At 38.8% G+C, this 13,031-nt stretch carries 12 protein-coding genes; 8 read left to right on the forward strand and 4 right to left on the reverse strand.

Features of this window, described 5'->3' with window-relative positions:
• Nucleotides 1-5 precede the first annotated feature (5 nt).
• The 3 genes from HDE68_RS01210 to HDE68_RS01220 all read right to left on the reverse strand — a co-directional run bounded on the left by HDE68_RS01210 (nucleotide 6) and on the right by HDE68_RS01220 (nucleotide 2,568).
• The gene (locus HDE68_RS01210) at nucleotides 6-1,142 is read right to left on the reverse strand and encodes an efflux RND transporter periplasmic adaptor subunit (protein WP_183878107.1); all 1,137 of its coding nucleotides are present in this window, start codon (nucleotides 1,140-1,142) and stop codon (nucleotides 6-8) included.
• 94 nt (nucleotides 1,143-1,236) lie between these two features.
• Nucleotides 1,237-1,770 carry a DUF420 domain-containing protein gene (locus tag HDE68_RS01215; RefSeq protein WP_183878109.1) on the reverse strand — a complete coding sequence of 178 codons (534 nt, stop codon included), beginning with the start codon at nucleotides 1,768-1,770 and terminating at the stop codon, nucleotides 1,237-1,239.
• Between the two features lie 204 nt (nucleotides 1,771-1,974).
• Nucleotides 1,975-2,568 carry a TetR/AcrR family transcriptional regulator gene (locus tag HDE68_RS01220; RefSeq protein WP_183878111.1) on the reverse strand — a complete coding sequence of 198 codons (594 nt, stop codon included), beginning with the start codon at nucleotides 2,566-2,568 and terminating at the stop codon, nucleotides 1,975-1,977.
• A gap of 228 nt (nucleotides 2,569-2,796) precedes the next feature.
• Here HDE68_RS01220 and HDE68_RS01225 point away from each other — a divergent pair, with 228 nt between their 5' ends.
• The 5 genes from HDE68_RS01225 (at nucleotide 2,797) to HDE68_RS01245 (ending at nucleotide 6,893) form a co-directional block, all read left to right on the forward strand.
• Nucleotides 2,797-3,894: a GlxA family transcriptional regulator gene (locus HDE68_RS01225; RefSeq protein ID WP_183878113.1), complete on the forward strand. Its 1,098-nt coding sequence runs from the start codon at nucleotides 2,797-2,799 to the stop codon at nucleotides 3,892-3,894.
• A 52-nt stretch (nucleotides 3,895-3,946) separates the two neighbouring features.
• Nucleotides 3,947-5,002 carry a cytochrome-c peroxidase gene (locus HDE68_RS01230; protein ID WP_183878115.1) on the forward strand — a complete coding sequence of 352 codons (1,056 nt, stop codon included), beginning with the start codon at nucleotides 3,947-3,949 and terminating at the stop codon, nucleotides 5,000-5,002.
• Nucleotides 5,003-5,057: 55 nt separating this feature from the next.
• A complete protein-coding gene (locus HDE68_RS01235) occupies nucleotides 5,058-5,606 on the forward strand; it encodes a biliverdin-producing heme oxygenase (protein ID WP_183878117.1) in 549 nt (182 codons plus the stop codon).
• 569 nt (nucleotides 5,607-6,175) lie between these two features.
• A complete protein-coding gene (locus tag HDE68_RS26675) occupies nucleotides 6,176-6,394 on the forward strand; it encodes a DUF1016 N-terminal domain-containing protein (protein WP_411267905.1) in 219 nt (72 codons plus the stop codon).
• Between the two features lie 46 nt (nucleotides 6,395-6,440).
• Complete coding sequence (locus tag HDE68_RS01245) at nucleotides 6,441-6,893, forward strand: PDDEXK nuclease domain-containing protein (RefSeq protein ID WP_183878119.1); 453 nt, start codon at nucleotides 6,441-6,443, stop codon at nucleotides 6,891-6,893.
• Nucleotides 6,894-7,933: 1,040 nt separating this feature from the next.
• Here HDE68_RS01245 and HDE68_RS01250 read toward each other — a convergent pair.
• A complete protein-coding gene (locus HDE68_RS01250) occupies nucleotides 7,934-8,827 on the reverse strand; it encodes a helix-turn-helix domain-containing protein (protein WP_183878121.1) in 894 nt (297 codons plus the stop codon).
• Nucleotides 8,828-8,989: 162 nt separating this feature from the next.
• On the opposite strand from HDE68_RS01250, the gene HDE68_RS01255 reads away from it, so the two are divergent.
• Genes HDE68_RS01255 through HDE68_RS01265 form a run of 3 tightly spaced genes read left to right on the forward strand, consistent with a single transcriptional unit; the run spans nucleotide 8,990 to nucleotide 13,028 of the window.
• Nucleotides 8,990-10,342: a TolC family protein gene (locus HDE68_RS01255; RefSeq protein ID WP_183878123.1), complete on the forward strand. Its 1,353-nt coding sequence runs from the start codon at nucleotides 8,990-8,992 to the stop codon at nucleotides 10,340-10,342.
• A gap of 41 nt (nucleotides 10,343-10,383) precedes the next feature.
• Complete coding sequence (locus HDE68_RS01260; protein ID WP_221300643.1) at nucleotides 10,384-11,427, forward strand: HlyD family secretion protein; 1,044 nt, start codon at nucleotides 10,384-10,386, stop codon at nucleotides 11,425-11,427.
• Complete coding sequence (locus HDE68_RS01265) at nucleotides 11,424-13,028, forward strand: MFS transporter (protein ID WP_183878125.1); 1,605 nt, start codon at nucleotides 11,424-11,426, stop codon at nucleotides 13,026-13,028. Before HDE68_RS01260 ends, HDE68_RS01265 begins: the two co-directional genes overlap by 4 nt.
• Nucleotides 13,029-13,031: the final 3 nt, after the last annotated feature.

The raw sequence follows: 13,031 nt of genomic DNA on the forward strand, positions 1-13,031 counted from the left end.
AGGGGTTAATTGCTGGCCAATTTTGCTTTAGTTATTTCAGGTTTAACAGGCATTCCATCTTTGAGGGATTCCAATCCTTTTAATACCAGACGATCACCTGTCTTCAAACCGCCAGAAATGTAATAAGTATTTCCAATTGAACCGGAAATAGTTAAGGCTACTTGTCTGGTCTGATTGCTTTGATCAACTATAAATGCAAAAGTTTTGTCCTGCATTTCGAATGTTGCAGCCTGAGGCACTTCAATAACGCCTGATTGTTTAAGTCCCAGTTTGATACGGCCTGAGTTCCCTGAACGAAGCAAACCTTCTTTGTTCGGAAACGTTGCCCTTAGTGTAATTGCACCGGTGGATTTATCGAATGCGGCATCTACCATATCCAGTTTACCTGTTTGCGGATAAGCGGTACCCCCGGAAAGTACCATTGTCACTGCTGAGGTGTTTTTTAATTTCTCACTAATAGAAGATCCTTTCAAACCATCCTTAAAGGCAACAAAGTCAGCTTCCCCAACAGAAAAGTAGGCATGCACTTCCCTATTATCAGATAAGTAGGATAATGGTTCAGAATCCGATGGTGCGATCAGGCTACCGGTTTTCTTCCCGAGACGACCGATATAACCGTTTACTGGAGCTTTGATTGTTGCAAATCCCAGTGTGATTCTTGCATTCCCAGCTTTTGCCAATGCTTGTTTTTCGTGAGCCGCCGCCGCATCATAAGCCGCCTGTGCGGTCTGCAATTGATATGGAGAAACCACTTTATTTTGTACGAGTGCGGTAAGTTTTTTTACTTCAATTTTTGCAGTTGCCACGTTTGCCTTCGCTGCTAATAGCTCGCCCTGGGCGTTGTTATACTCTTCCTGGAAAGGGCGGGTGTCAATCTGGAATAATGGTGTTCCTTTTTCAACGTAAGCACCTTCTTCAACCAGTATTTTTTCCAGAATTCCATTGACTTGAGAGCGAATCTCCACGTCGGTCTGGCCTTCAATTTTTGCCGGATATTCAGTATAAACCACCGCATCGGTCTGGTTTACTATTGCCACCTGAACCTCAGGCGCACTCGTGTTCTGCGCCTGTTGATTTCCCGGTGTACAGGAAGAAAATATGATAGCTGGAATTATCATTCCGTGTAATAGGTTTTTTTTCATAAAAAATTAATTGATATATTAGAAATGTGTACTAAAATGAGCGATGAGTTAAATTTCACCATTAGCTTTTTTACCGGACCTGTCTGTTATGCCTTCATGCATAATAATGGTAATAAGGTGAAATAAGTAAGTATACAATTACACCTGTAAAGCTGACGTATAACCAGATCAGCATTGTCCATTTGGCAATTTTGCGATGCCGGCTAATTTGATTGTTTAATCCCAATGCTATGGATAACAGGGCAAGTGGCACGACCAGGGCAGCAAAAAAGATATGAGTGACTAAAATGAAAAAATAAACTACCCTAAGTATACCTTCACCACCATAATTGGTAGAGGGTGTAGAAAAATGATAAAGCAGGTATGAAAACAGAAATAAGGAGGTAAATGAGAAAGCAAGGAACACAGAGGTTCGGTGTAAGCGTATTTTTTTACGACGTATCGCGCATAGCGCAATCAATAAAGCAAGGAAGGTCAGACCGTTAAGAATAGCGTTTATGAGCGGAAGCTTTGAAAAGTCGTATCCCTTAAATGAAGAGATCTTGGGCAAGAAAAAGGCAAGCGAAATTAGACCATTGATAGCAATAGTGAGTAGCCATGTGACCTGTTTATAATTTCTTTGTAGCATCAATTTAAAAATATGGTGTTAACAGTCGGATTCATTAACGCAGTTGGTTCCAGTGCTAACCATTTGAAATAGTTGTCAAATGATATCATAATTAAGTGATCAGTTAAAGTGAAATAACATACTATATGGTATGTTTTTAGGCAAGAGATTTGAATTGTCATTATTGAACTTTTAAGATATACGTACTATGTTATTTAAAAAATATTACTTTAATGAGTGAAGATAATTGTCAAACTCCCCCAAAAAAGTCATGTAATAGGCTTTTCCGAGCACTTTTCCCATGTTTCGGGCCCCATGATATAAAGTGATCACATACAAGGCAATATTTTGGGAATCATGATCTGCACTTAATTGACCTGCACTCTGAGCTCTGACGATCTCTTCCTCGATAACCTTCTGCCATTCACTTAAATTTTTTTTTAGTGCTTTACGAAAATGTTCATGTAAGGGTGCCATTTCCTGGATCAGGTTTACTGATGGACAACCATATTCGCAAGTCAGAACAGGATGTTCTATAAGAAGGTTTCTCAGCATCTTATAAAGATTCTTTCTGAAATCTTTGGTGGTACTGATGGATTTTTTTACAGCCGGCCAAAGCTCCTTGTGCATGACATCTGATATAAGCGCCATACCCATTTCTTCCCTGCTTTTGAAATGGTAGTAAAATGCACCTTTCGTTACTTTGGTTGTTGCGAGAATTTCATCAATACTTGTCGCCTGATAACCATTTTTATAGATCAGGTCAAATGATTTTCTTAAAATTTCTATCCTGGTTAATTCTGCTTTGAACATTTCCATACCGATTAGTATGGCGCAAAGTTATTCATGTTTTGCTGGGATTTCCTAATTCCAAGTCGTCATGAATCTTTAAATGTCAAGTATTTGAAACGCCAAATTTAAATATATTTCGACAAAATAAGATTTAAAATAAATTTTAAGAATCTAATAATCAATTGTTTATATATTTATATTATTTATTGAGGAGATTTCTTATGATTTTTTAAAATGGCCTAAAATGCGCTATTTATGTCCTTTGAGACAACTAAATCAACTGGTAAATTTGTTGTCATGAAAGATGAGGTTTTTATATCCGGTAATATGAATCAGAAAAAAAAGGTCGTCATCGTTGCGATGACAGGTCGTATGCTTATTGATTTTGCAGGTCCTTCAGACGTATTTACCACTACCAATATATTTCTTAAAGAATATGGGTTGAACGGAGAATATGATGTACAAATTGTTACACCTACTGTTGATAAAATGGTTACCAGCGGAGCAGGAATGAAAATTTTATGTGATGTCAGTGCAATGGATATCAAGTCAAGCATAGATACACTCATTATTTGCAATTATGAGTTCCAGGAAAGTCCTTCTGACCTATTTCAGCCATTTTATACATGGCTTGCTAAAAGAACAGAAAAAAATACGCGTCGGATCGCTTCAGTATGTGCAGGCACGTTTGCTCTGGCAAAGGCAGGTCTTATAAACAACCGAAAGGTTACCACGCACTGGAACCTTAACGAAAAATTAAAGCACAATTACCCGCAATTAAACGTTGACACTAATTTCTTTTTTACCAAGGACGGTTATATTTACACTTCAGGTGGCGTCTCATCAGGAGTAGATATGGCTTTGGCAATGGTCGAGGAGGACTTTGGAAAAGAACTTGCCCTGAAGGTGGCCCGAGAATTAGTGGTTTATCTGTACAGACCCGGGTATCAAAGTCAGTTTGGTAGCTTGCTTCCTTCTTATAACAATTCTGGTCTAAGCCAAAAGTTAGGTAATTGGGTTTTAGAACACTTACATGAGACATTGGACGTTCGGCGAATCGCAGACCACTTAAATATTAGCCCGCGAAATTTTACCAGGGTATTCCATAAGCAAACTGGCATGCCCCCAGCTAAATTTGTTGAAAAAGTCCGGGTCGAGCAAGCTAGAAAATTTCTGGAAGACACAGATAATTCACTCGAAAATATTGCTGAGCTGTGTGGATTAGGCGGCCTTAGTTCTATGCGGAGAACTTTTTTAAGGCTACTGATGACTACGCCATCTGATTACCGCCGAACTTTCAGAACTTCTTTGAAAGATGCCGGCTTAGGTAAGTTACATCTCTTGAATGGGTGAGCTATGGTCAACCTTAGTATGCGTTTGTTCCTAATTTGATTATGTGCATCTAATGAAAAAAAAAATTACAATTATTTTTTTACTGATCAATCTTATCATCGGCTATTTTGCATTTAATCTTCAGCCAACCAAGATTGATTACAACCTAAGCGAAGAAAAAGTCGAGTTTTTAGTGCCCAATAATTTTCCAAAACCGATATATGATTTTAAAGGAAATTTATTGACGCCGACAGGATTTAAATTGGGCCGTCTTCTTTTTTATGATCGTCAATTATCATTGGATCAATCGATATCCTGTGGCAGCTGTCACCAATCATCCTCCGCATTCTCAAATTTTAACCGCCCGGTCAGCCGTGGCGTTAAAGGATGTGCTGGTAACCGGAATGCACCCGGCTTGTTCAACCTAGCCTGGCAGCGTGGATATATGTGGGACGGGCGAATCGACCAGTTTGATCTTTCCTCTCATAATGCAATTATCAATCCCTGCGAAATGGCGAACGATTTTGATCATATCAGCGCGAGACTTCAGGCAATAAAAGTATACCCGGTGCTATTTAAAAAAGCTTTTGGAGATAGCACTATCAAATCAAAATATATCTTAAATGCTCTTACTCAATTTATGGCCATGCTGGTTTCTGCTAATTCTAAATATGATAAGTACATACGTAAAGAGCCAGGTGGTAATTTCAACGATGAAGAACAGGAGGGTTATATTCTATTTAGACAAAAATGCAAATCCTGCCATCAGGAACCATTATTCACTGACCGAACTTATCGTAACAATGGATTAGATGTTCGGTCTCTGGACAAGGGAAGAGACAGTTTAACACGAACTGCTACAGACGTTGGGAAATTCCGTGTACCCTCTCTAAGAAACCTGGAGGTAACAGCTCCTTATATGCATGACGGAAGATTTGCGACACTTAATGAGGTTTTGGCACACTATGACCACGGTGTACAACCTAATCCCAACCTCGATCCGGAGCTAAAAAGTAATGCCAGGTTAGGTATCTCACTAAGCTTTAAAGAACAAAACAAAATCCTGGCATTTTTAAAAACACTTACTGATAAAAACTTTATAAACGATATAAGATTTCAAACGCCTTAGTAAAAAGGCTAATGAGCTTTAATCAATCATCCTGAATGTTATATTTAATACTGATATGTTACAAGAAACCTTAAAAGAACGATCTGCGTTTGCTCATCAACAATTAGAAAAAATAGTTGTAGCAAAGTTGAAATCTATACGAAGCCAAAAAGATTATGTTGAACTGCTTAAGCAATTTTATACTTACTTCAATCGCCTGGAGCATGCTATAGAACCTTTTATTACCGATGAAATTTTACCTGACCGTGCGGAGCGCCGGCACTCCGGGTTTTTAGCAAAGGACATCATTAGCCTTGGAGGAACAACCGATGATATTCCTGTTCCCAAAGTCCCAGAGATTAATAACCCGGTCCAGGCACTCGGCGCATTATATGTAATGGAGGGTTCTATTATGGGCGGACCAATTATCGTTCAGATGCTGAAGAAGTATGGGATTACAACAGGCACTTCATTTTTCTCCGGATACGGGTCCGAGACCCCAATTAAATGGGCTTGTTTTATGGAGTCTCTGAATAAAAATATCATGGCGTCGGCACAGCAGGAAGTAATAGAAACCGCTGTAGATACCTTCGATCGTTTTGCATTTGTCCTTAATAATCATTGAATTATTTAAATTGTTTGCGTGTATTTACAGATACGACTGCTTAATTATAAATTTAAGCTTGCCCTTCCTCATACATTGCAATGTACTCGAGGTACTCGTCCGGTTACTTTATAATATATTGTTTAGAGCCTGGCACCAAAGCGGATAGCTTAAAACTTTAAATTTTGTGTAACTCATGTGTAACGTAAGCGTTTTAACAAACAGATAATAAGTACTAAATTAGTGCTTTGTTTGAGCAGAAAAGGATGATTTTTTGCCTAAAGCATATTTCGAGTCTATAAGACTCATAATCTTTTGGTCGATGGTTCGAGCCCATCATGGTCCAAGCTTAAAAAGCCGTTTTTCGATAAGAAGAACGGCTTTTTAAGCTTGGTTTTAATGTCATTCCAGGATTCTTGAGCGATGTCTTATGTGGGTTTATTAAAGTTATTCTACGTAATTTTGACTAGATGAAATTACTTTTACATGGGAGAACTAGAAAAATCGAGTATTCTTTTTAAGCAAATTACTGAAATTGTAACTCATGCCAGGCAAAAGCATATCAAAGTAGCAATGCCATTTTGTTGGAGATGTACTGGCAAATTGGCTATCTTATAGTTGAGGATGAACAGCATGGGGATGCTAAGGCGATATACGGAAAAGGTGTGTTAAGAAATTTAGCTGAACAGCTTACGCTTGAATTTGGAAAAGGTTTTGATGAAAGTAATCTAAGAAATATCCGGCAATTTTTATATCGCTTTTCCAATTCGTGGCGCACTGCGTCACGAATTGAGTTGGACTCATTATAGAATTATAAGTCGTTTGGAAACTGAAAGTTTGAGAAATTAATATGTCTTGCATACAATTGAATCTGGTTGGAATACACATACCTTACAGCGTAATATCACGTCTCAGTATATCGGACGTGTATTAGATACGAGTAAGCAAGAAATTCCAAGAGCTCAACAATTAATAAAAGATCCTTATATATTTGAATTTTTGGGCTTACCAATGGAGACCAAGATCTCAGAGAATAAAATAGAAACAGCCCTAATTAATCATCTACAGCAATTTCTAATGGAGTTGGGGAAAGGCTTTGCTTTTATACCTGAACAGGTTAAAATGGGATCAAGTCCAAAGGTTTCCATTGATTGTTTCATTATGCCCGGTACAGAACTTTTGAAACAACCTGTACTCCAGACTACTGCTTTAAAAATGAAACCGCCCAGGATTCCCTTTGAAAATTTACCCTTTAAACTTCCCATAATAAATAAATGCTTTTCCACCAATGTAAGCTATTCGCGTTAAAGATTATCCTGGTGAGTAAAAAATGTCCGTAATTGTCCGCAGCTGTCTGCAATTGTCCGCAATTGTCCATGGGTTAGTCAAAGGGAAAATTATAATTTCATTAATCTTCATCCGGTTATGATTTGGTTGTGCCTGAATAGAGATCGGGGTGACACCACGTTGTAAACAGCCTTTAAGCATAGTAACTCTATGTCATTTCAACTAGTTGTTTTTACTTGGACTTGCCATGCTCTTACGTTACTTTAACACTGCTCTTACCCTAACGAGTACCCGGACAGTACTCAGGCAGTACCCGGCCGGTATAGATTGATTATTTAGCTATTTTGAATCTATTTACTAACAACACGGCCTTGTTTCGGCTGAGTCATTCCCATGCAAATTGAAAGCTTTCAAAGCAACTTCCAGAGCCATAAGAGCATCCCTGATAGCAAAGACTTTCTGTTTAGCGTGTCAGAATTTATGCTTAAAAAGAGACTGCTCCACAAGTTGATGACCTGATCCCTTACAGCACTGACTTTGGCTTAGTCCAAATGGCAGGTTCAACAGGATTTTTTGTTCAACTTCACGCAAAAGCGTTACAAAATCATAACTAAGATTTGCGTGCTTATGCAACTGATTATGGCTACTGTAAGCGCAAAAGTGTACGCCGATCACGAAAAAAAGGGCGATGGAACCTTCAATGTGAAAATTCTTGTTCATCACAAAAGACGAAGATCAGTCTTATGCTATTTCGAACCTTCCTTCTGAACTAACAGTATCATGGACATCCTCATAATTCCAATCTTCTTGTTATAGTTCTGGTCTGGTCAGTAATCCATCAGGAATTCCAGATCGAAAAGTTTTAACAGCTACACTTTCAGCTCTTTGTATAGAGCCAGGAACCAAAAATATAGCTGTGGGAGCATTATCTGTAGAGACATATGCTATTGTTTCTGATTATCTTGATCCAGTTGCATTACCCTGGGCAGATGGAAATAGTAGTACGTTAAGTTTACCTAAGTATTGCTTGATTTTCCTGAAATATACATTTAATGGCCATGCTATAAATTATTTAGTATTTGTTTTTTATAATCTGATGGTGAAATACCTGTTACTTTTTTAAATATTCTGGCAAAGTATGCCGGATCGTCAAAATTAAGTTCATTTGCAATTTCAGCAACATGCTTTCCCATATCCTGAAGTAAAATCCTGCTTTGTAAAACTGTGACTTCAATGATGAATTTTTTTGCTGATTTGTTTAAAATCTGATTAGAACATCTATTCAGGTAGTTTTCAGTAATGGCCATTTCCCTGGCGTAATAGGAAACACTTTTTTCCTGTACAAAATTTCTATAGACCAGCTCCTTAAAACGAAGGGCAATTAAATGGCTCTGTGAAAGAACAAAATGGCGGTCAGATAAGCTTAACAGCTTTTGGAACATCGCCTGCAGTAAAGGGGTAATGATCTGTATATCCGGTTTATTTTCCTGATATTCATGCAATAGAAGATCACTTAATGCTCCAATATATGGACTTGTTTTTTTATTCAGTTTGATGATAGGATTGATGTCGAACAATTTAAGCAGATCCTGTCTGGAAAGAATTTCATTTAATAGATCGTTCTCAAAGACTACAATAGTTCCCTCCGGATCAGCAGATACTTCATTCATTCCAACTACATGGCCTGCACCAACAAAAACCACAGCAGGAGCTTCAATACATTTCATCTCTGTACCCAGTTGTTTTTTAATGAAACCACTTTTAAGATAAATAACATAATTGTAATCCGGCCTGAAAAGTGTGGTTGGTGTTTTTAAGAATTTAGAATGGTTTTGATAATCGTATACCTGTACCATTGCATTCTTAAACTGTGCAGTCGAATAGGTATTTACAAAACGGCTGATATATTCAGCGGATGATATGTGTTTAATTCCTTTAGTCTTTGAGGTATCCATTGGCAACAGATCTGAAAGTACAATGCAAAAGTAGACAATTGAAAACGACAAATCGTTTTGGATAGATGTTATATGCACGAAAAGTACCAGTATTTTTCGGGTTTGCTCATCAGGCGCGATTGTAATGCGGGTAGTTTTGTACCGACGAAAAATTAATCCGCAATGAAATTTAAAACCCAGCTTATTCTAATACTAATTTTATGTATATCAACTTTATTATTTGGCGTTTTTACCAGTTACGGACAAAGCTATACCCAGAATGAAAACGTAAAGCAACTTTCTTTAGAAGAAGCACTTACACTTGCCGGAGCAAAGAATAAATGGATAGACATTGATAAAACGGAAGAATTAGCTGCACAAGCCGAGAAAAAAGATGCCAGACTAATGGCGCTCCCGCAGTTTGAAGCAAAAGCGTCCTATCTTCGTTATTCAAATCTATCTGTATATGAAGATGGTTTAGGCGGACGCAGTTCTGCTCCAAGGTATCCAACACTAAACGAGGCCAGCTTAGGATTGGAAGGCATTTTTAATGTATATAGTGGGGGGAGAATCAAAGCCATACAAGAGCAGCAATCTGTTAAAACTAATATAGCTTCTTTGAATGTAAAAGAACGATCTGGCAGTATTAAATTACAGGCGGCTTCTTATTATCTGGGACTAATCAGGTTATATGACCTTAAAAGGTTTACTGCCGATCAGCTTAAGCGGGCAGAGCTTCGCCTGAAGAATATTAAAACACTTTACAAAAATCAAAAAGTAACGAAAAGTGATGTATTGAGAGCAGAGGTGATGCTGTCAAATGTTCAGCTTGATTTAGCTTCAACAGGGAATGATATCAGGATCTCGGGTCAAAAGCTGGCCGTTCTGTTGAATCTACCGCAATCTACCCTTATCCTTCCCAAGGATTCTGCCGCTATGATTAAACCTTCTGCCGATGAATTAGAAGCTTTAGTAAAAACCAAAGGTGAGGGGGCATTTAATATATTAAGATCGGATCAATCGATAGCGTTAAATCAATCTATCCTCAAACTAACCAGGAGCTATAATATGCCAACTTTAAACCTTGTGACGGCCTATGGTTTCAACTATCCGAATTTTCTTTTTAAACCGGCAGTGGATCAAATGTATGCTATCGGTTTCGTTGGCATAAAAGCGCAGTACAGTATTTCTTCTTTGTACCAGAATAAGCACAAAGTTGCAGCAGTAAAATGGCGTTTAAATAGGGCCGAAAAAGAAAAAGAAGCTCAGCTGGACGATAAACTTCAGGAAATTGAAAGTTATTATATTAAATATAGCGAAGCTCTAAACCGGATCGGGGTGAATCAAAAGTCTATTCAGCAGGCTAAATCCAACTATGAAATCATGAGCACCAAATACTTTAACCAGCTGGCACTGCTGACTGACTTGCTGGATGCTGATAACCTGTTTCAGGGTTCAAGGTTCAATTTGGTCAATTCACAAGTAGAAGCGATGATGATCTATTACCGGATGCTTTATTCCACAGGAAGACTTTAAAACAGAAGGACAAAATTTAAGAACTATTAGTGATTATAAAAATGGAAAGAAAAAGACCTCATGCAGGTAATATCGCACTCTCAATTGTGGCAGTACTGGTCGTTTTGATGGGTATATTTTACGCGGCCAGTTATTTATTGCGAATGCAAAAATATGAAGAAACCAATGATGCACAGGTGGAAGCAAATATCAATCCGGTTTCCGCAAGGGCGGGAGGGTACATTAAAAAAGTTTGGTTTAATGAACATCTCCCTGTTCAGGCGGGAGATACATTAATCACAATCGGGGATAGTGAATATAAAGCCAGGTTACAGGAGGCGCAGGCCGCAGTTGATGATGCCCATGCACAGCTTAAAATGTTGGATGCCAGTGTGTATGCAGCAGAAGTAGCTACAACAGTCAATAAAGACCAGATTGAAGGTGCTAAAGCCCGGCAATGGCAAAGTCAGCAGGACATAAACAGATATAAGAACCTGGTAAAAGCCGAAGCCGTAACGGGCGCTGAATTCGAGCAGGTAAAAGCTCATTACGATGTGGCTGTAAGTGATTTTAACGCTTCAAAAAGTAGCCTGACAACGAGCAAGGCCAGAATTCTTGAACTTAAATCGAAGACAGATCTGCTATTGGCTGATTTAAAGAAAAAAGAAGCTCAGCTGGAACTGGCCCGCATTAACCTTTCTTATACGGTAATCACAGCTCCGTATAGTGGGAGATTGGGAAGAAAAACTGTATTGACCGGCCAGCAGATACAACCCGGACAACCTCTGGTCTATATTATCAATGAAAAAGAAAAATGGGTTACTGCTAACTTTCTGGAAACCCAGGTTGGGGGAATGCACATCGGCCAGGCGGTAGATATCAGTGTAGATGCGCTCGATGGCACACACTACAGCGGGACTATTGAGGCGATATCGGGATCTACCGGCTCTAAATTTTCCTTGCTTCCTCCAGATAACTCAAGCGGGAACTTTGTAAAGATCGTTCAACGCATTCCAGTTAAAATTAAGCTAAATCCGGACGATATGAATGCCGTTAAAGTGGGGATGAATGTAATCGTATCTATTCAGAAACAAAGAAAATCATGATGAAACCTCAGTATTTTAAGAACTGGATCAACGATTGGAACTGGGGTGTCCGTATCGCCTTATTCCTGATCCTGATGTCTTCGCTGGTTCAATTCGGGGTATTTGCGATGACCCAGAATTACCTGGTCTCTTTGCTGGGATTTCAAAGTGAAGATTTATCATTTGGCATGCAGATATGTTATGTCGGTATATTGGGCATACTTCCTATACAGTTCCGCTTTTTGCGCTATTTCGAAACCAGAAATTATTTGATCGTAAACATAACGGCAGGAATTCTGCTCAGTCTGACTTGTCTCTTCGTCAGGGACGTTAATTTATTTTTCGTTGTCCGGTTCTTACAAGGTATTGTAGTTTGTAACATCGCAGGTTGTATGGTCGTGTTGATCTATTCCAGGCTTAAAACAGAACATATGCAGGCCATTGGATCGTCAGTGTTTTATGGGTCTATTTTCAGCAATGGAGTAGTTATAGGTATCGCTGCCGCTATGGTAGTGAATAGTTCAGACTGGACCCGGGTCTATGTTTATTCCATCATTTTTCAGCTGGCCACCCTGGTTATCGTATTGCTTGCATTAAAATCAACCTCAGATCATAAAAAATATCCGCTCTACCAAATAGACTGGATTGGTTTCGTGCTGCTCATTGCTGCGGCAGGTTCCCTGACTTATACCATGGTTTATGGCTCAAAATATTATTGGTTTCAGGACAGAAGAATTGTAATTTCTTCTCTGGCTGCGGCTTCTGGCACATTGTTCTTTCTTTTCAGACAATACTTGATCAGGCGCCCCTTAATTGATTTGAGTATTTTTAAATCGCGCAATTTTGTAATTGGGTTGGTCATACTCGCTATTTATTATGGTTTCAAGGATTCTATCAATCTCATATACAGTTATACTGGCGGTGTTCTTGGTTGGAGCCCTTATCGATTAATGATCTTAGGACTTTGTAATGTAAGCGGTATTATCATATTTATGATTTTATCAGGGCTGTTGATCATCAGGAACCGCCATTCTACTAAAGGGTTTCTAATTGCGGGGTTTAGCATCATGATCATATATCACCTGTGGATGTATTTTGTATTCACCCCGGATCTTTCCTTTCAAAATTTAATTATCCCAGTATTCCTTCAGGGGGCATCTGGAGGGCTGATTTTTGTTCCGGTAGTTATTTTTATCCTGTCTTCTGCACCGAAACATACGGGGACTACTGGCATTTTTGTTGCCGCATGTACCCGCTTCAATGCCACCCTTCAATCTATTGCAGGATTTTACAACTTGCAGCTTTACTTTAATAAAAATTATAAAACAGGCATTTTAAACCGCGTGAGTTTTCTTGATTTTGCAACCAGCGAAAGGCTAAACAGTTATTTACAAATGTTCAGTTCCAAAGGATACCCTACGGAGCAGGCAACCTCACTTGCTTACAGTTCTTTGGGGCGGGCAGTAGACCTTCAGGCACAAATATTAAGTTACCGGGCCATATTTTTGACCATTGCTATCGTGCTGTGCATAGTCTTGTTTTTTATCGCTGTGATGCCCTCACTGAATAAAACGGTACTGCATTATAGTAAACGTATGTTTATCCGGGTGTTTCACAGATAGTGG

Origin of the sequence: Pedobacter cryoconitis (assembly GCF_014200605.1) — a bacterium.
GTDB classification, from domain to species: Bacteria; Bacteroidota; Bacteroidia; order Sphingobacteriales; family Sphingobacteriaceae; genus Pedobacter; species Pedobacter cryoconitis_B.

What these genes read in the sequence shown, in the direction of transcription:
- HDE68_RS01215 (WP_183878109.1), bottom strand. Translation starts at nt 1,770, where the DNA reads ATGCTACAAAGAAATTATAAACAGGTCACATGGCTACTCACTATTGCT.
- HDE68_RS01265 (WP_183878125.1), top strand. Translation starts at nt 11,424, where the DNA reads ATGATGAAACCTCAGTATTTTAAGAACTGGATCAACGATTGGAACTGG.
- HDE68_RS26675 (WP_411267905.1), top strand. Translation starts at nt 6,176, where the DNA reads ATGTACTGGCAAATTGGCTATCTTATAGTTGAGGATGAACAGCATGGG.
- HDE68_RS01255 (WP_183878123.1), top strand. Translation starts at nt 8,990, where the DNA reads ATGAAATTTAAAACCCAGCTTATTCTAATACTAATTTTATGTATATCA.
- HDE68_RS01210 (WP_183878107.1), bottom strand. Translation starts at nt 1,142, where the DNA reads ATGAAAAAAAACCTATTACACGGAATGATAATTCCAGCTATCATATTT.
- HDE68_RS01235 (WP_183878117.1), top strand. Translation starts at nt 5,058, where the DNA reads ATGTTACAAGAAACCTTAAAAGAACGATCTGCGTTTGCTCATCAACAA.
- HDE68_RS01230 (WP_183878115.1), top strand. Translation starts at nt 3,947, where the DNA reads ATGAAAAAAAAAATTACAATTATTTTTTTACTGATCAATCTTATCATC.
- HDE68_RS01250 (WP_183878121.1), bottom strand. Translation starts at nt 8,827, where the DNA reads ATGGATACCTCAAAGACTAAAGGAATTAAACACATATCATCCGCTGAA.
- HDE68_RS01260 (WP_221300643.1), top strand. Translation starts at nt 10,384, where the DNA reads ATGGAAAGAAAAAGACCTCATGCAGGTAATATCGCACTCTCAATTGTG.
- HDE68_RS01220 (WP_183878111.1), bottom strand. Translation starts at nt 2,568, where the DNA reads ATGGAAATGTTCAAAGCAGAATTAACCAGGATAGAAATTTTAAGAAAA.
- HDE68_RS01225 (WP_183878113.1), top strand. Translation starts at nt 2,797, where the DNA reads ATGTCCTTTGAGACAACTAAATCAACTGGTAAATTTGTTGTCATGAAA.